We start from the raw sequence: 17,027 nt of genomic DNA, 5'->3' as shown, positions 1-17,027 counted from the left end.
GTTCGGGGCCGTTTTTTGAAAGCCGCCCGCAGTAGACAAGAGGATCGACACATGAGCAAGACCAGCAACAAGCCGGAAGCCACCGAATTCCCCACTTTCGACGCCTCCAAGGCAACGGAGCAGTTTCGCAGCTTTGCTGAGAAGAGCGCCGAGCAGACCCGCGAGAACTACGAGAAGATGAAGTCCGGCGCTGAGGATGCCCGCAAGGCATTCGAGGCTTCCTTCGAGAACGCCAAGTCCGTAGGCGACGAGCTGGTTCTGAAGTCCATCGCCGCCATGCGCGTTGGCGCCGAGGCCAATTTCGCCCAGTTCGAGGCGCTGGTCGGTGCTTCCTCCTTCTCCGAGGTGATCGAGCTGCAGAGCTCTTTCCTGCGCAAGCAGATGGAACTCGCCGCTAACCAGGCCAAAGAGTTCCAGGCGATCTCCCAGAAGGCGGCCACCGAGGTCTCCAAGCCGGTCAAGGATGCCTTCGAGAAGGCTCTGAAGCAGACCGCCGCCTGAGGCGAACGGTCGCGCTGAAAATTTTGGCGGGCGGGCCTATATCCGGCGCATTCGCAAGAACACCGGGCTGGCATCTCCTCCTCCTCCCGCCAGCCTTTTCCTGAAAAGACCGGGTCCTCCCCCCGGTCTTTTCTTTTTTGCACCCCCTTCGCGGCCTACGCGCGCATGGCTCTTGAAAAAGCCTCCGTTTGCTCGTAATGACGCGGCAGTCGCACGACGCCATGCGGTTGTAGCTCAGTTGGTTAGAGCGCAGGATTGTGGCTCCTGAGGTCGGTGGTTCGAATCCACCCAACCGTACCATTTTATCACGGGTCCGTTCCAGAACGACCGCTTTGTACTGAGCGGCCCCCGAAAGCGGACCGTCAACTTCCGGCCCCGATGCTTCCGGAAATCAATCTCCGCTTTATGTCTGCGATCGCCGAGGCGTGAGAGGCACGAACGGGTGGTTTGTGCTCGGGCGGCTTGTGGCGGCGCCACGTTAAGAAGCGGACCTTGACGCGGAACGAAGTCTCCGATCTAACCGCGCGCATGAAGCTAACATCACCGCAAGTGTCTGGATCTTCCGAGTACATCACCGAGTGGCGTGGAGTCTTCGAGAACGCTGAGGTCAATGCTCTTCATGCCGAGTGTTTTAAACATCGAGTCTTCGCTGATGATTGGTGGTCACAAGTCAACCGCTTCAGCCTCGGTTGGGTGTGTACTCGTCGTTCGGGGAAGCTGGTTGGGTTCGTTAACGTCGCGTGGGATGGCGGGGTTCACGCTTTTATTCTGGACACAATGGTGGCGCCTGCTTTCCAACGCCAGGGCATTGCAACGGCCCTGATAGTGGAGGCGGTTGATCGGGCGAAACGAACCGGCTGCGAGTGGCTCCATGTGGATTTTGAACCGCACCTACGGCCATTTTATTTCGACGCTTGTGGGTTCAGTCCTTCTGACGCCGGACTCGTCGCCTTGAAGTAACAACGTCGCGCAGCGTCTGCTTTTGAGAGCCCAAATCGACGGCGGAACGGCTGAAACGGCGTCAGCAGCCGAACGGCGGCTTATTCGGTTTTCTCGGCCAGAACCGGACAGGTAGCAAACGGCCCCAAGTTGGTGCAAGCCTGCCAATTGCTTAGAATGGGCATTTTTTAGCGTTTCGCGCCGGGCCACGTCACAGAGGGTTTTCTGAAAGCACGCCAATGCCAAAGTTGGGGGAACCTATTGGCGCTAACGGAAGCGGTCGGGCAAGCCCAAAGGAAGATTGTCACTTACGCTGACTGAGAGTCCGTGCCGAAACTGTTCATGAGTTGCGTGCGATGCGTCGGACGAGGATCATGACGGCTGCTGCGTAGAGGAAGGAGGTTGCGGACTCGATGGTTGCTTCCGCGTCCTTCTGGAGCCGCCGGTTGCGGCCGATCCACGCGAAGAAGCGCTCAACCACCCGGCGCCTTGGTTGCACCGCGAAGCCGACCTGATCGGGCTTTCGTTTCACGATCTTGACGGCGATGGAGGTGGCTTCGGCGACGCGCGGGCCCTGATAGCCGGCATCGGCGAAGGCCATTGCGAATGAAGGAAAGGGCCGCTGCGATGCTTGCAGGAGCGGACCGGCGCCATTCCGGTCCTGGATGCTGGGAACAGCACCAGTACCCGTCCGTCGGTGTCGACCAGAGCGTGACACTTGTGGCCGTTGATCTTCTTGCCCGCATCATAGCCGCGTGGCCCGCCGCTCTCGCCGGTCTTGACCTGCAGGTGACGGCCAGCGGGTGAAGCCCGGCATTGTGCTGCAAGCTACTGGAGCAACAACTTTCAACGTTTCTCTCCGGGACATTCTATACCCGAACTGCCTTCCACCCTAGCATTTCGTCGCAAGGCCGCTTGCTCCAGCAGGCGTCTGGGCAGGAGAAGCACTTGGTCCGGCACTTCTGTCCCCGACGTGCCAGCGGCTCGACCGAAGCGAATTCCGTCAAGGTGGGCGATGTCATGTCCTTCAGCTTATCCGGATTAGGCTCACTCAGGCTATGGTGCGCCTTGCTGGCACTGCCTCGCCAGTGGTGCGACCGCGTCCGGGAGCGGCGACGTCTTAGCGATCTCACAGATCGCCTCCTCGACGATATCGGGCTTACGCGAGCCGATGTCGAGCGGGAAGCGGCAAGGCCGTTCTGGCAGTCGTTGAAGCCGGGCACGGATCGCGCGTCATCATTCACTGCTGGTGAATAGTTACTGGATCAGCTCGCACATCATCGATCCCTGAAAGCCAACGCGCTTCAACCCTAGTCGGCGGATCTCTCACACCCCAACGCGACCGCGCCTCGCTTGCTACCATGAACGAGGCTGCGTCTATCATGTCTCGGAAGCGCGGTTGGCGAGAATTGCCTCTCTGAACGCTCGGGCCACAGGACCGAAGGGGCGATCGATCCTGCGCGCGAGATAGAACTGCACTTCAATCTGGCCGCCGGGGCCTAGCGCGACTACCGGAAGCCGAACGAGTTCCCCGGATTTGAGGTTCTCTGCCACGACCCAGTAGGGTAGCCGCCCCCAGCCGTGACCGGCCCGGATCATGGCGTATTTTGTCTCTTGGTTATTGACGCGCCAAGTGGTTGGCGAAAGGACGCCGAAATCGCGGCCCTCAGAAAGTTGGGTCGGATCAGACAAGACGATTTGTACGTGCTCAGCAAGCGCCACAGCCTCCAAGGTGCCCAAATCTTCCGCCGCAGCTGCCAGTGGATGGGTTCGTGCAGCGACTGCGACAAAGGGATGCGAATGCATCGCCTCGAGCTCAATTCGAGAATCCGTCAAGTCTTCGCCAGCCAGAATGCCAAGCGTCACCCGCCCATCCTGAATTGCGGCTGGCGGGCCGCCGAGTGGCAAGACCTGCAGTTGGATGCTCACGCCAACGTAGCTGCGACGGATGGTGTGTAACGCCGTCATGACCCAGGGCATCGGGTAGAGCGAGTCGACCACGATCGACAATTCGAGTTCTACCCCCTCGCCGAGCCCGCGAGCCCGCGCTCGCATCGCGTCGACCTTCAGGAGAATGGATCGGGCATCAGCCAGCAAGGACTGACCCTGCGGTGTGAGCTTTGGCAGATGCCCGGAGCGGTCGAAAAGCACCACTCCCAGCTGGGTCTCCAAGTTTCCCACAGAGTAACTTATCGCAGATTGAACGCGCGACAGGTGTCGCGCGCTGCCACGAAAACTTCCTGCTTCGGCAACCGAAACGAAAGTTCGCAACTGGTCAAGCGTTAGTGCGTCGAGAATCTGATCGATCCCTTAGAACAATTCCATCGAAACTTTAGCAATTGCTTAGAACAGTTGCCAGTGCCATTCGCAAACGACGCGAAAACTGAAACGAAGCGATGATGTCTCAAGATCGAATTCGAACGGCAGTGATTGCTGGAAGCACCCGCGAAGGCGCTTTCGGGGATACCGTGGCGGTTCGTCGCACGGCGGCATTACACGACGAAATCAACAGGGAAAGACAGTCGGGACACAGGCCCCGCGGATGAACGCCATTTAAGGGAGGGGTGACGTGAACCAAGTGATTACGCCGGAGGACGTGCCCCGTTTGTTGGAGTGTGAGGTTCTGGACGACAGTTCCCCGCTCGGTTGGGACGGGCTCAAGCTGAAAGGATACAGGACTCCGCCTCAAGACCTTCAGTTTCCCATGATGTGCGACTATGCCCTCCTGTCTTATGGCGCGCGTCGGGGCGAGTTGCATCGGCGCACGAACGGTCCTTGGCAGAGCCACACCGTTGGCCCCGGAGTGGTATCGGTTCTTACCCGCGCCGAAGAATCACACTGGCGATGGAATGAGCCGCTCGAGGCCATTCATGTCTATCTGCCCTACAACGTGCTTGCCGGTGTTGCTGCGGAGGTGTTCGAGCGCGATATCGCGGATATCGAGCTCCTTGATGTTCTCGGCGCCGACGATACCGTTCTGACGGAAACCGCAAACAGCCTCGCTACCGAATCAAGGGTTGGGGGGCTTGGGGGGCGTCTTTATGTCGAGGCTCTCCGGTGCCAGATATGCGTTCACATCATCCGCACCTACGCGACCGTCGCCTTCCGAGAGCATCGTTCTTGCGGCGGCCTCTCGCAAGCCCAGCGCAGGATGATTATTGAGTTCATCGAAGAGAATATAGGCCGGAATATATCGCTGGCGGAACTGGCAGGCCTACTACAGCTGAGCGTCTTTCACTTCAGCCGTAAGTTCCGTCGCGAATTCGGCTGCCCTCCCTACGCCTACGTTATCCAGCAACGATTGGAATACGCAAAGCGCCAGTTGCGCCGTGGAAATGTCCCGCTGAAGGTTGTCGCCGCCAACAGTGGCTTCGCCGACCAGAGCCATATGACCCGGCTGTTCCGCCGTGTCTTGAACGTAACGCCTGGCGAATATCGCAACGAGACTTCCTTCTCCTAGCGCCGCAAGGCGGACTAGGCGTGCAATCGCACGCAGGTGACGGCCTGCAGGTGAAGCCCGGAATTGTGGCATTGTGCTGCAAGCTGCAGGAGCAACAACGTTCAACGTTTCTCTCCTGGATATTCTATATCCAAGCTGCCTTCCACACCTAGCATTTCATCGCAAGGCCGCTTTCCCCAGGGCGAGCTACGCCGTCTGCGTGATCAGGAGGTAACGAAATGACTGAAGCTCGAATTCGAACGGCAGTGATTGTTGGAAGTACCCGAGAAGGACGCTTCGGCGATACGGTAGCAGGTTGGTTCGTCGGACGGGCAGCGCTGAACAGCGAAATCAAAATCGATCTCATCGATTTGGCGGAAGTAAACCTACCGGCAATCCTCGAGGACACGCCACCGGCGGAAGTTCAGGCGATGACCTCGCGTTTTGCCGAGGCGGACGCCTTCGTGGTCATTACCCCCGAATACAACCACGGCTATCCGGCCTCATTGAAGTTCGCGCTCGATTCAGCGCGAGAGGAGTGGATGGCCAAACCGGTTTCGTTCGTCTCCTATGGCGGAATTTCCGGCGGCCTCAGATCGGTGGAACAGCTCCGGCAGGTCTGCGCGGAATTGCACATGGTCTCGCTTCGCGATTGCGTCAGCCTGCACATGTGCCATGCGTTGTTCGATGAAACAGGCGCGCTCAAGGAGCCGTCTGGTCCCAACGCAGCGGCAAAGATGATGCTCGACCAGCTTGTATGGTGGGCCACAGCGCTCCGCAATGCACGAGCGGAGCGACCTTATGGCTCATGAGCTGGTCACCCATAAACCAGCAAACCGTCGGCAAGAGGCACAGGCTGCCAGGAGATCGCAGATGCACCACGCCATATTCTATGAATTACCAGAAGCCGATCCCGACACCGACCGGTTCACCTACAAGTCGGCAAACGGCGAGGTGACCATAGTGCTGGTTGGAGACCCGTCCAAGGTCCCGGCGGTCGCGAAGAAGATGGCAGGCACAGGAACCGAATTGGTCGAGCTGTGTGGCGGCATGCCTCTGGCGGTGCGTGCCAAAGTCAGGGCGGCCGTACCCAGCAATACCAGAGTCGCTTCCGTCTCGTTCGGCATTGAATCGATCGTACAGGCGGCCGAATTCAATCGGGCCTTCATGGATGGCAAGCCCCCCGCAGAGGCCTGCATCGTGTCTGCTCCAGGCGCAAATCCCGCTGTCGACCGTTTCGTCCGCACTGCAGGGTCTCAAAACACCACCTTCATCATGGCGGACGAACGAGCCGCGCCTGACGTTGCGCGCCGGTTGGTGGACCAGGGAGTCGGCTTGATCGAACTCTATGGCGGCTTTTCCGATGAGACCGCTGCGGAGATTATCGATGCTGTCGCGGGGCGATCTGCCGTCGGCGTGAGTGGCTTCGGGCACGAGCCGCCCAAGGCCCGCTTCAATCCGGAAACGGCGCAATGACAACTGACCGCCTGTTTGCAGCAACGGACGAAGCGATCGAGATGGACGCTTATCTCGCGCGCATCGGCTATTCGGGATCGCGCGAAGCTTCGCTGGCGGTGCTGCATTCACTGCATCGCTTGCATCCTCAGGCAATCGCCTTCGAGAACCTCGACCCACGCCTCGGTCGCCTGCCGGTCCGGCTGGATGCGGCCTCGCTGATGGACAAGCTGGTCCGCGGCAGACGTGGCGGCTATTGCTTCGAGCAGAATTTGCTCTTTGGGCATATGCTGTCAGCTCTGGGGTTTCGCGTTTCAGGTCTGGCTGCACGCATTCTGTGGAACCAGCCCGAAGAAGCGAAGACGCCCCGCGGCCATATGCTTCTCAGGGTTCACGCAGATGGCGAGGACTGCATTGCTGATGTCGGCTTCGGAGCGCTCACTCTGACGGCGCCGTTGCGCCTGCGGCCCGATCTTGAACAAGAGACACCGCATGAGCGCTTCCGCCTTGTCGAGCAAGATGGCCTGTTTCGCCTGGACGCCCGGATCGGCGCTGACTGGAGACCGGTTTACCGCTTCGATCTGCAGGAGCAGGTCCTGGCCGATTACGAGATCACCAACCACTATCTTTCGTCACATCCGGACTCCCATTTCCGACATACGCTGATTGCCGCACGGCCATTCGCCGAAGGCCGCTACGCGCTTCTCGGCAATCGGTTGACGGTCCACGCCATTGATGGACCGTCGGAGCGAAGGCTGCTGACCGATATCACGGAGTTGCATGATGTCCTTAAGAACCACTTCCTCATCGACGTCCCTGCCGGCAGCGACCCAATCCTGGCGGCGGCGATCGCGGAGGCTCAAACTGTCTGAAACCACTTGATTCATCCCGGTCGGACGAATGTCCGACACTACCCAGGGGAAATCCTGATGCAATACAGATTGAACGCCTTCATGGCGGCGCCGGGAGGCGCACACGCGGGAATGTTCCTGTGGGCGCTGATTGTCGGATTGTCATTCCCTGCTGTGGGACTAATGAGCGAGGGGCTACCGCCATTGTTCCTGACGGCGATCCGCTTTGCCATAGCCGCCGCCGCCATCGGAGCGCTTGTCTGGCGTACGCCCGATCACTGGCCAAGCCCTCCCGGACTCGTCCTTTATGCAGTGATGGGCTTGTGTCTTGCCGGCTTCTTCGGCGCCATGTTCTGGGCCGCACATCAAGTCACCGCACTGTCGATGGCCACGCTGTATGTCAGTGTACCGTTGCTTGCCTACGGCCTTGGACGGATAATCCGTGTCGAGCGGCCGGATGGTGGGTTGCTGGCCGCATTGGCGCTTGGTGCAGCGGGCGCCCTTTGGCTCGCCTGGGCCGGCAACAGCGGCGGGAATGGCAGCTTACAGTTCAGCCTCGGCGAGGCTGCTTTCTTCCTGGGGTGCGTCGCGTCCGCTCTTTACCCGGTCCTCAGCAAGTGGGGGCTCAAGCGTGGATGGCTTTCCGACAGTGCTGCGTTACGCACCTTCTGGAGCCTCTTGGCCGGTGGCGTACTGATCGGGATACTGGGCTTGGCCTTCGAGCCGGCGCAAGCGCTCGCACGTTTGACATTCTTCGATTTTCTTATGGTGGCCTATCTGGGAATCTTTTCCAGCGGCGTCACGTTTTGGTTGATGCAGCGAGGAACTGGGGTTCTCACACCGGGCGCGGTGACTGCCTACACCTATCTCGTTCCTTTCGTGTCCATGCTCATCCTGTTTGCCGCTGCGCCTGACGAGATCGGATGGTTGTGGCTTCCCGGCAGCGTTGCAGTCGTGCTCGCGATCGGGCTCATGTTGCGTCGGTCCGCAAACGCACCGCGCGAGGCACCTGCCATGCAAACCTGACCGACAACCGGCTGAGCCTGAAGAGGAAAGTTTCTGCGGAGCGTTCCAAATAGGAGCTTGAGGAAATGCGTATTCTTGTCCTTGGGCAGCAGGAAATGTAGGACGCCGCGTCGCATTCGCGAGTGGGCCCGGGGACTCTGGCGCGAAGCAGAGTTGTTTGGCCCAGGTGGCAACCGGATCGTCCTTTGAGGGAACGAACCGAGTGAACCCTCCTTGGCGACTGGCACGCGCGCATGTGGATCCGACACCGACGCACGAAAACGGATCAAGTTGATCCGCAGTTGACATTCCACGCAAACTGACAGGGCTACTACGGTGAAACGCACTACGTTAAGAAGATGAGGTGGCAGCGATGATAAACTTGCGCTTGGAGTTGTTCGTTGATGACTTGGAAAGGTCAGCCAGTTTCTACACTCAAGTATTGGGTTTTCAAATTTGCCAGGAGGGCACCGACGGATACACGATGCTGGCGAATGATGCGGCGACGATTTCATTGAATCTCAGGAGATTATTGCCGAACGATCATCCTGTGCAATGTCGACCGGGTGAGAAAGTCGGCCGAGGTGTAGAAGTTGTGCTGAGCGTCGACAATATCGACGCTTCCTATGATGCCGCAAAGGCGAGTGGCTGGCCACTCTCAGGTGACCTCACCCTACAGCCCTGGGGGTTAACCGATTTTCGTCTTGTTGATCCCGACGGATATTATATCAGGATCACCAACCGGCATTCGAATTGACCGTATCCCCCACCCTGTTGCTGATGACGATAGGCGAATGACCGCACTGGGGGCTCAATCGAGGCATTCCTCGAGCGGGATTCCAGTGACAGCAACGGGTGGAGAGAGGAAGTTTAGGTGAACGTGTGGAACTACCGCACAGTGCCAATGAGCTGCCATTCGTGAGACCCGTCCGAAGCTGAGCTTCGCGCTGTGATCGGGCTTGAGCCAAAGGCCTTGCCACCACAACGGCGACGCCCCTTGATGCTGTCAGAAATCGCTATTCGGTCATGCCGAGTCGTTCCGCATGGGCAAAATCGACTGCTCAAGGAAGAACAGCAGCTCATCGCTTGGCAGGAAGGCCATCATGTCCTCCAGTACGCCCGCCCGCGCGGCGTCCGGATTGTCCCAGTCGGCACCAAGAATTGCCGCCTCGAAGCGATCGAGATAGGCCTCCTGCCACACCAGGAAGGCAGGCGTGGCCGGCAGGCCATGGCCTACATGACCAGCTCGTTCCCGGGCGGCGTCTGGAAGTCGATATCATGCCAGTCGTGGTCTGGCTCGACGACAATTCCGTCGCCGACGGAGCTCGTCACCGCGCGGGCATAGGGATCGATGCGCGACAGGACCTGCTCACCATTGCGGATCAGGAACCTGTATTCGTCGCCGGGTTTTGCTCCGGCCACATCGGCGTACCAGATCCCATCCCCCTCCGCCGGCATCGCGACTTCGTCATCCGACCAGCCATTGAATGAGCCGGTGACAAATATCGCGTCGGCATGCGGCGCCCACACACGAAATGCAACGCCGTTTCGGGCGGCTGACTTGAGCATGAGGAACCTCCGTGGCGTCGACGCGATATCCGGGAGCGGTGTCCGGACATGGCGGCGTATTCGAACAGCCGGTGAGCCGTTTGGTTCCGATGCTGATGACTGCCGCCACTGTTCGGGAGCCGCCAATCGCCTAATCGGCAGCCTTGCCCTCGGCGATCTTTTCTTGAGCTTCCGCGCGGTCGTCCTGGTCGGATTCTGGCGCTTCCTGGCCTTCGGCCGCGCTGGGAGTGTAGTGCAGTTCCGCCAGGACAGGGAAGTGATCTGATCCGAAACCGCGCAGGCGCTGCAGGTGGACAAGCGTGTAGGAAGCGTCGTGGAAAATATGGTCCAGAGGCCATCTAAACAGGGGATATCGAGCGTGGAAGGTGCTGAACATGCCGCGCCCGCGCCGCGGATCCAGCAAACCACTGGTGCGCTGGAAAAGACGTGTGGTGTGGGACCATGCTACGTCGTTGAGATCGCCCGCAACGATCGCTGGTCGGTTCTGCGCCTTCACCTGCCTACCCACGATCAGGATTTCGGCGTCCCGCTCTTCGGTATCGGTGCGCGGCTCCGGCGGCCGCGGGTGTACGCCGAAGAATTCGATCCACTGGCCGGATCGCAAGCGCACGGAAGCGCGGACCGAGGGAACGTCGCCTTCCACCAGGAACCGAACTTCGGGGGAAGCCAGTTCCAGTTTGGAAAAGAGGTGCATGCCGTAGTGGTTTTCTTGCGGTTGCTTGATGGAATGCGGATAATCGCCGCTCAGGTCGCGCAGCTGCTCGTCCCACCAGGCATCGGTCTCCACGGCCAGGATGATATCCGGTCGGGTCTCCTGCACGAGAGCCAGAAATCTGCGGGCTGCCCGGTTCTCCATCAAGACATTGGCGATCAGCAGGCGGATAGAGTTTGCCGTGTCTGCATCGCCAGAGGCCTTCGCAACCTCCCGAGGCGCCACGATCGTATATGGAAATATCCGGAAACTTTGGTAGCCGAGCGCGCCTGCGAGAGTGATCAGGAAAATGGCGTCCCATGTGCCTCTCTCTTCATAGAGGAACAGGTACACGCACAGCACAAGGGCGCTCGCGACGGCGATCTGCAGGCGCGGAAAGTCCGCTCCACGAATCCACCACTTCGCGCTTTTCACGAATGACAGTAGCGTCATGACGATGAGTAGGCATCCGGAAGCGAAGAGAATGGATTTCATCTCTCTTGAGAATCCTCCGAAGGGCGCTTCAGGTTGAATGGATCATAAGCTTAGCACCGCTTGACCGGAGGGACCTAGGAGGATTCGGCTGGCTTGCTCTCCTCGTCTTCCTGCGCCTGCGGCACGTCGCGCCCCGCCAGGAATTCGCCCAAACCCCCGAGGCCTTCAACATGATCGGCGAACACCTTGAGAATAACGAGAAGTGGAACGGCGATCAGCGCGCCGACTATCCCCCAAAGCCAGCCCCAGAATGCGATCGCCAGGAAGATGACGATGGGGTTCATTTCAAGCCGGCGCCCGATGACCAGCGGGGTGACCAACTGTCCCTCGACCGTGGTGCAGGCAAGATAGATGAGCGGCGCAAGGAGCGCCACTCCGATCGCATCGAAAGAGACCAGGGCGACCAGACCAACCAGCACGACGCCGAGCAAGGCTCCAAGATACGGAATGAAGTTCAACAGCGCGGCCAGCACGCCCCAGAGCACGGGATTGGGCATGCCGATCGCAAACATGCCCGCCGCAACAGCGGCGCCAAGGCCGACATTGATGAGCGAGATGGTGAAAAGATAGCGCGAAACATCCCGCTCGACCGTTCGCGCGATTCGCAATCCGCGCTTTTTGTCCGAGAGCGTGGGCAGCGATTTCACCAGCTTTTCATAGAACATATCGCCGGAGGAAAGCAGAAAGAGAAGCAGAATAAGAGTGACCCCGATCTGTGCGGCGACCTCGGGCGCGCCGCTGGCAGCACGGCTGATGAGACCCGGCTCGCTCAGGACGACGCGCTGCGCTTCCGGATCCTCGGATTCGGCGAGTTGCTCGACCTGCTGGGACGCATCCACCACCGCATCCACCGGGCGGCGTAGCATGGCGATCCGGTCCTGCACTTCGCGGCCGATGCGCGGCGCGTCCTCGATCCATTGCGAAACCGGGCCGCTCAGGGAGTAGAGCGCGGATGAGATGATCGCAGAGAGTATGACCACGAGCAGTATCGCGGTGGCCCATTCAGGAACACCTCGCCTGGCGAGAGATCGAACTACCGGGCCAAGAACGAGGGCGAAGAGGAAGGCAAGCACTACGGGCAGGAGAAAATCACGCCCGAAATAGAGCGCCACGACCAGAATGATCAGGAATGTGCCAATTCCCAGCGCCTTCAGGGTCTTGTCAACGACAATGACCTGCGGTGGTTCGGTCGAACGCTCATGGGAGGGCGTCTCCGCTTCGTCGCGCTCTGTTTCCTGCATGGGATGCACCTTTTGGCCCTAACTCCTGGGCCGGCAAAGCGTTGCGGCAATGGCGAGATGATTGGCTCAACCTTGTCGCGGCGAATGGTTCCATTCCAATTGCGAAAATTCGCCTCGCTCGCCGCGGCTGCGACAACACTTGGTCCTAGCTGCAAGTCCGAGCAAACTGCTCGAGCGGACGAAGCCGCCCTTATCCTTCCCGGCACTTCGCCAGAGCAGACAACCGCAACATGAGCGACCGAGTGCCACGCCGGCGCTGGGCCGTCGATTGAACAGCGTGCGGTTGGCCCTATTTCCCGTTCAATGAGCGAGATCATCCTGGCGCCCTGTGCGAGCAGCTGGTCTCCAGTAGGCACGAAAGGGAGATTGTTCTTGAGTGTATTGCGGCGGAACAATGTAAAGGTTGTGGGTTCCGGGCGGCGAGCGATGGTTTTCGCCCATGGCTTCGGATGCGATCAGAATATGTGGCGTTTTGTCTGGCCTGCCTTTGCCGAGGAGTACCGCATTGTCCTGTTCGACCACGTCGGTTGCGGCGGCTCCGATCTGAAGGCCTACGATGTCGGCAAGTATACCTCTCTCGAAGGCTATGCTGACGACATCATCGCGATTTGCCGCGAGCTCGACGTCACCCATGGCATTTTCGTCGGCCATTCGGTCAGCGCCATGATCGGAGCCATTGCCTCTATTCAGGCGCCTGAGCTCTTCGACGACCTCGTCATGATCGGTCCGTCGCCTCGCTACATAGACGACCAGGAGTACACCGGCGGCTTCAGCGAGGCGCAGATCCACGAACTGCTCGATTTCCTCGACGACAACCATATGGGATGGTCGCAGGCCATGGCCACCGTCATCATGGGCAATCCCGACCGGCCGGAACTCAGCGAGGAGCTCATCAACTCCTTCTGCATGACGGACCCGGAAATTGCCAAGCGCTTCGCCCGGGTCACCTTCCTTTCCGACAACCGCGCCGATCTCGCGCGCGTCACCGCCCGTGCGCTCGTGCTTCAATGCTCCGAGGATGTGATCGCGCCGCAGGCCGTGGGCGCATATGTCCACCAGCGTCTTCCCGACAGCGCCTTCGTCCTACTGCAGGCCACCGGCCATTGCCCCAATCTCAGCGCGCCGGAGGAAACGATCTCCGCCATGAAGACGTTCTTTGAGGCGAGGGATCCGGAGCGCCGAATTTGAGCCCATGAGCCAGGGGATCGACGACCTCGAGGATTTGTTCGACAACGCCCCCTGCGGCTATGTCTCGGCGGGACCCGACGGGCGTATCACCAAGGCTAACCGCACCTTCGCCACGTGGCTCGGCCGCGAGCGCTCCGAATTTGTCGGGCGGCGCTTTCAGGATTTCCTGAACATCGCCGGAAAAATCTACTACGAGACTCATTTCGCACCGCTCATGCGCATGCAGGGCTTTTTCAATGAGGTGGCCCTCGACCTGGTGCGCGCTGACGGCAGCAGGCTTCCTGTACTCGTCAATGCCGTCGAGCGGCGCGATGAAAAGGGTGCGCTGCGCTTCGTCCGCATCACCATCTTCAACGCATCCGACCGCCGCCGCTACGAGCGCGAACTGCTTGAGGCCCGCCGTTCCGCCGAGAACGCCAATGCCGAACTCCAGGAGCTCAACCGCACGCTGGAGGAGCGCATCGCCGAGGCGGTCGAGGCGCGGATGAAGTCGGAAGCAGCACTCCGCCAGGCCCAGAAGTTGGAAGCCGTCGGTCAGCTCACAGGGGGCATCGCCCACGACTTCAATAACATGCTGGCGGTCATCCTCTCCGCGCTAAACCTTCTCGAACGTCGCCTCGCGAAGGGGGAGGACATCTCCCAGTACATCGCCGCGGCCAACGACGGCGCCTCCCGTGCCGCGGCACTCACGCAGCGCCTGCTCGCCTTCTCACGCCAGCAGACGCTCGCTCCCGAGCCGCTCTACGCGAACCAGATGGTGGCGGAAATGTCCGATCTGCTCCGCCGCACTTTGGGCGGGACGGTCCGGTTGGAGACGGTGCTTGCCGGCGGCCTCTGGCAGGTTTTGACGGACAAGAATGCGCTTGAGAATGCCATCTTCAACCTGGCCATCAACGCGCGTGACGCTATGCCTCAAGGCGGCAGGCTCACGATCGAGACCGCCAATAGCCACCTCGACGAGGCCTATGGCGCCGAGCACGATGTGAAGCCGGGGCAGTATGTGATGGTCGCAGTCACAGACACGGGCACCGGCATGACATCCGACGTCATGGCCAAGGCCTTCGATCCGTTCTTCACCACCAAAGGCCCGGGAAAGGGCACGGGGCTGGGGCTAAGTCAGGTTTTCGGCTTTGTGAAGCAGTCTGGAGGCCACATAAAGATCTACTCCGAGATCGGCCAAGGCACGTCGATAAAGATCTATCTGCCCCGATACTATGGTGCGGCCGAGACGCGGAAGCATCTGGAAGCCAAAGCTCGAAGGCGCGCCTGAGCGCAGGAAAGGCGCTCCGATGATTGCCAGCCGCCAAGGCTACAGCGCCTGTTCCATGGGCGGCCATCGCCTGCAGTGCTGCACTGCGGTAGATCAGGTCATGATCGGCGGCAGTTCTCCGGCTGTGCCGCCACCGTCGTCTCGTCCCAGGAGATCGAGGTCTTGTTTACCTCGTCCTGCCGTATGAGGTCCGGCCACCATACGGCTGTGCTCCTGGCGAGATGCATCCGACGCCGCGGCAATCGCTATTTGGTGCTCCGGGAGATGCCAGGAGCTGAAACTCATGCAGAGGGCAGCGAGGCGGCATGAGCCAAAAGGCTGCGGCCGCGCAGGGCCGCAGCTCACATTTGAGTATGCCCGTCAGCGCACGTTGCGTTCGGCCCTGACTTCGCCGTCGCTGAAGCTTTTGACGAACGCCATGAGCTGCCAAAGCGCCGAGAGCCAGACGAGGACATAGACGATCCGAGAAAGAGTGGCCTCTTGGCCGCCAAAAATCGCAGCAACAAGGTCGAATTGGAAAAGGCCGACGAGCCCCCAATATAGGCCGCCCACGATGATGAGCAGCAGGGTGATGATGTTGCGTGCGTGCATTTGGGTCTGCGACGCGGTGGTCAGAGCAGCTTGTCCGGCTTAACAGGCTGTTCGCGGAGGCCCGATAGCTCTGAACGTCCGATAACGTATCGGGACCTGCCTTCAATTTTACTTGGCGCAAGGACCATAATGGGTCGAACTTGCCGGTTCCCATCCGTCGCGGTGGAACTTTGCCGTTGCTGTTTTCAATCGGAACGGGCGGAGAGCGTGAGACGCAGACATTCGCCTTGCGCTTGAAGCGGGCGGACTCGGCCGGCATGATCTCCGCGAAGAGCGCGTCAAGGACGCGAGGGGGACCGCATGAATGGCGAGAAGCAATCGGAGCCGCCGCCGCGTGTCGCCCGGCTGGTGCTCGTTTCGCCAGAGGGTGCCGTGGTCGGCAGACTGGCACCGGTCCCGGTCGAACTTCCCTGGTGGCAGGATGCGCAGTCGGTAGTCCTCGCCGTGCGCGAATACCATGGGATCGATGTCACGATCCTGCGGCTGCTGGAGGCAGTTCGCGACCGACCGCACGGCGGAGAAGTCACGTATCTGGCCGAGGTCGCACAGCCCGTTCCGGCCGAGGTCTGGGCAGGGCGACTCGAGCCCCACCCGCTCCGCCAAAGCTACGCTGAGCCCGGCGGGCCTGCCGCCGACCTCGCCTGGGCGAGGCGCATACTAGCCGGGCATGGCCTGACGCCCGTCGGGAAGCCTGTCCAGATCCGCAGCTGGAATCTATCCAGCATCTGGCGCATTCCGGTCGCCCGCCAAGCTGTATGGCTAAAGGTCGTGCCGCCATTCTTCGCGCACGAGCCGCGCGTCATCACAGCATTAGTCGACCGTCCCGTTCCGGAACTGCTTGGCCACGACGGCGGACGACGCATGCTGCTCGCAGAAGTCGCGGGCGAGGACATGTATGAGGCGTCGTTACCGCGATTGCTCGAGATGGTGACCCTGCTGGTTGAACTGCAGTCATCGTGGACCGGCCGCGTCGAACAATTGCGCTCCATAGGACTGCCGTACTGGGGCGGCCCGACTTTAATCGCTGCGATCGGCGATGTGGCGGAGCGAGCCAGCGAAGAGTTGTCTCGGAACGAGCTTACGCTGCTCCAGCGCTTCGTCAGCGGTCTCGCCGACCGCTTTGCCGCGCTCGAGTCCTGCGGATTGCCTGACACGCTGGTCCACGGCGATTTCCATCCCGGCAATTTTCGCGGGGCAGAACGAACCCTTACGTTGCTTGATTGGGGCGACAGCGGGATCGGCCACCCGATGCTGGACCAGCCGGCATTTCTCGACCGCGTCCCATTCGAGTACGTGGAGACGATCAAGGAGTACTGGGCTAGCGCATGGCTGGCCCGGCTGCCCGGCTGCGAACCCGCCCGCGCTGCCGGCCTCCTCGCGCCCATTGCCGCAGCCAGGCAGGCCGTGATCTATCGCCAGTTCCTGGACAACATCGAGCCGTCGGAACAGGTCTATCACCGCGACGATTCCGCCGACTGGCTAAGGCGGACGGCGGCATTGCTGAGGGCGGGGAGTTAGAGCGTACACCCGGGTTCGGATCGGGCGCGCTATCCGCTGTGAAGGGAAACTCCACCGGCAGAAGTAGTGTCGAGGCCAGAACATTACTTCGTCGAGACAAGGGATGAGCCCGGACATCATCGGGGTTCCCAATCCGGCACGGCCCCGACGAGCACGGGAGCGAGCATGAGAAGGATCACGTTTAACCCGAGCGACCGTTTAGAGCCGCGGCTCTTGTCCTTGCGCCCGAAGCGCGAGGGTCTGCAAGAGGTCGACACCGGCCGGAACGCGAAGG

18 protein-coding genes, 1 tRNA gene and 1 pseudogene are annotated in these 17,027 nt (G+C 60.5%); 13 read left to right on the top strand and 7 right to left on the bottom strand.

The window, feature by feature from the left end; all coding sequences use genetic code 11:
• Positions 1 to 51: 51 nt before the first annotated feature.
• The 3 genes from N5A92_RS03060 to N5A92_RS03050 all read left to right on the top strand — a co-directional run bounded on the left by N5A92_RS03060 (position 52) and on the right by N5A92_RS03050 (position 1,461).
• The gene (locus tag N5A92_RS03060) at positions 52 to 501 is read left to right on the top strand and encodes a phasin (RefSeq protein WP_260900365.1); all 450 of its coding nucleotides are present in this window, start codon (positions 52 to 54) and stop codon (positions 499 to 501) included.
• 223 nt (positions 502 to 724) lie between these two features.
• Positions 725 to 801 (top strand) — tRNA-His (locus N5A92_RS03055).
• Positions 802 to 993: 192 nt separating this feature from the next.
• Positions 994 to 1,461, top strand: coding sequence for a GNAT family N-acetyltransferase (locus N5A92_RS03050; RefSeq protein WP_260900363.1), 468 nt, complete (start codon positions 994 to 996; stop codon positions 1,459 to 1,461).
• A 319-nt stretch (positions 1,462 to 1,780) separates the two neighbouring features.
• On the opposite strand, the pseudogene N5A92_RS03045 reads toward N5A92_RS03050, so the two are convergent.
• Positions 1,781 to 2,250: pseudogene (locus N5A92_RS03045) on the bottom strand (transposase); the annotation flags it as partial.
• A 210-nt stretch (positions 2,251 to 2,460) separates the two neighbouring features.
• Between N5A92_RS03045 and N5A92_RS03040 the strand changes: the two are divergent.
• The gene (locus tag N5A92_RS03040; RefSeq protein ID WP_260900985.1) at positions 2,461 to 2,697 is read left to right on the top strand and encodes a DUF1127 domain-containing protein; all 237 of its coding nucleotides are present in this window, start codon (positions 2,461 to 2,463) and stop codon (positions 2,695 to 2,697) included.
• Positions 2,698 to 2,820: 123 nt separating this feature from the next.
• On the opposite strand, the gene N5A92_RS03035 is transcribed toward N5A92_RS03040, so the two are convergent.
• Positions 2,821 to 3,738, bottom strand: coding sequence for a LysR family transcriptional regulator (locus tag N5A92_RS03035; RefSeq protein ID WP_425248536.1), 918 nt, complete (start codon positions 3,736 to 3,738; stop codon positions 2,821 to 2,823).
• Positions 3,739 to 4,009: 271 nt separating this feature from the next.
• Here N5A92_RS03035 and N5A92_RS03030 point away from each other — a divergent pair, with 271 nt between their 5' ends.
• The 6 genes from N5A92_RS03030 (at position 4,010) to N5A92_RS03005 (ending at position 8,947) form a co-directional block, all read left to right on the top strand.
• Positions 4,010 to 4,900 carry a helix-turn-helix transcriptional regulator gene (locus N5A92_RS03030; RefSeq protein WP_260900360.1) on the top strand — a complete coding sequence of 297 codons (891 nt, stop codon included), beginning with the start codon at positions 4,010 to 4,012 and terminating at the stop codon, positions 4,898 to 4,900.
• Positions 4,901 to 5,118: 218 nt separating this feature from the next.
• Positions 5,119 to 5,691 (top strand): NADPH-dependent FMN reductase, encoded by a 573-nt coding sequence (locus tag N5A92_RS03025; protein ID WP_260900359.1) that lies wholly within the window; start codon positions 5,119 to 5,121, stop codon positions 5,689 to 5,691.
• Between the two features lie 61 nt (positions 5,692 to 5,752).
• Positions 5,753 to 6,355, top strand: a complete 603-nt coding sequence (locus tag N5A92_RS03020) for a DUF6506 family protein (RefSeq protein ID WP_260900357.1) — start codon at positions 5,753 to 5,755, stop codon at positions 6,353 to 6,355.
• Positions 6,352 to 7,206, top strand: a complete 855-nt coding sequence (locus tag N5A92_RS03015; RefSeq protein ID WP_260900356.1) for an arylamine N-acetyltransferase family protein — start codon at positions 6,352 to 6,354, stop codon at positions 7,204 to 7,206. Before N5A92_RS03020 ends, N5A92_RS03015 begins: the two co-directional genes overlap by 4 nt.
• A 111-nt stretch (positions 7,207 to 7,317) precedes the next feature.
• Positions 7,318 to 8,211, top strand: coding sequence for a DMT family transporter (locus tag N5A92_RS03010; RefSeq protein ID WP_260900355.1), 894 nt, complete (start codon positions 7,318 to 7,320; stop codon positions 8,209 to 8,211).
• 352 nt (positions 8,212 to 8,563) lie between these two features.
• The gene (locus N5A92_RS03005; protein WP_260900983.1) at positions 8,564 to 8,947 is read left to right on the top strand and encodes a VOC family protein; all 384 of its coding nucleotides are present in this window, start codon (positions 8,564 to 8,566) and stop codon (positions 8,945 to 8,947) included.
• A gap of 267 nt (positions 8,948 to 9,214) precedes the next feature.
• Here the strand turns inward: N5A92_RS03005 and N5A92_RS03000 are convergent, their stop codons facing one another.
• From N5A92_RS03000 to N5A92_RS02985, 4 genes are all read right to left on the bottom strand, one after another.
• On the bottom strand, positions 9,215 to 9,391 hold the full coding sequence (locus N5A92_RS03000) for a hypothetical protein (protein WP_260900354.1): 177 nt from the start codon (positions 9,389 to 9,391) through the stop codon (positions 9,215 to 9,217).
• Between the two features lie 32 nt (positions 9,392 to 9,423).
• Positions 9,424 to 9,759: a hypothetical protein gene (locus tag N5A92_RS02995; protein ID WP_260900353.1), complete on the bottom strand. Its 336-nt coding sequence runs from the start codon at positions 9,757 to 9,759 to the stop codon at positions 9,424 to 9,426.
• A 130-nt stretch (positions 9,760 to 9,889) separates the two neighbouring features.
• Positions 9,890 to 10,945: an endonuclease/exonuclease/phosphatase family protein gene (locus tag N5A92_RS02990; protein WP_260900352.1), complete on the bottom strand. Its 1,056-nt coding sequence runs from the start codon at positions 10,943 to 10,945 to the stop codon at positions 9,890 to 9,892.
• A gap of 74 nt (positions 10,946 to 11,019) precedes the next feature.
• Positions 11,020 to 12,186, bottom strand: coding sequence for an AI-2E family transporter (locus N5A92_RS02985; RefSeq protein ID WP_260900351.1), 1,167 nt, complete (start codon positions 12,184 to 12,186; stop codon positions 11,020 to 11,022).
• A 372-nt stretch (positions 12,187 to 12,558) separates the two neighbouring features.
• Between N5A92_RS02985 and N5A92_RS02980 the strand changes: the two genes are divergently transcribed.
• Positions 12,559 to 13,374, top strand: coding sequence for an alpha/beta fold hydrolase (locus N5A92_RS02980; RefSeq protein ID WP_313958376.1), 816 nt, complete (start codon positions 12,559 to 12,561; stop codon positions 13,372 to 13,374).
• Between the two features lie 4 nt (positions 13,375 to 13,378).
• A complete protein-coding gene (locus N5A92_RS27385) occupies positions 13,379 to 14,644 on the top strand; it encodes a PAS domain-containing hybrid sensor histidine kinase/response regulator (RefSeq protein WP_425248517.1) in 1,266 nt (421 codons plus the stop codon).
• A gap of 360 nt (positions 14,645 to 15,004) precedes the next feature.
• Here the strand turns inward: N5A92_RS27385 and N5A92_RS02965 are convergent, their stop codons facing one another.
• The gene (locus tag N5A92_RS02965) at positions 15,005 to 15,235 is read right to left on the bottom strand and encodes a DUF378 domain-containing protein (RefSeq protein WP_260900349.1); all 231 of its coding nucleotides are present in this window, start codon (positions 15,233 to 15,235) and stop codon (positions 15,005 to 15,007) included.
• A 300-nt stretch (positions 15,236 to 15,535) separates the two neighbouring features.
• Here N5A92_RS02965 and N5A92_RS02960 point away from each other — a divergent pair, with 300 nt between their 5' ends.
• Positions 15,536 to 16,753 carry an aminoglycoside phosphotransferase family protein gene (locus N5A92_RS02960; RefSeq protein ID WP_260900348.1) on the top strand — a complete coding sequence of 406 codons (1,218 nt, stop codon included), beginning with the start codon at positions 15,536 to 15,538 and terminating at the stop codon, positions 16,751 to 16,753.
• Positions 16,754 to 17,027 lie beyond the last annotated feature (274 nt).

The organism is Chelativorans salis (genome assembly GCF_025336525.1).
GTDB classification, from domain to species: domain Bacteria; phylum Pseudomonadota; class Alphaproteobacteria; order Rhizobiales; family Rhizobiaceae; genus Chelativorans; species Chelativorans salis.
Note: the sequence above shows the minus strand (reverse complement) of the source record. Positions and strands in the feature narration are given on the sequence as shown.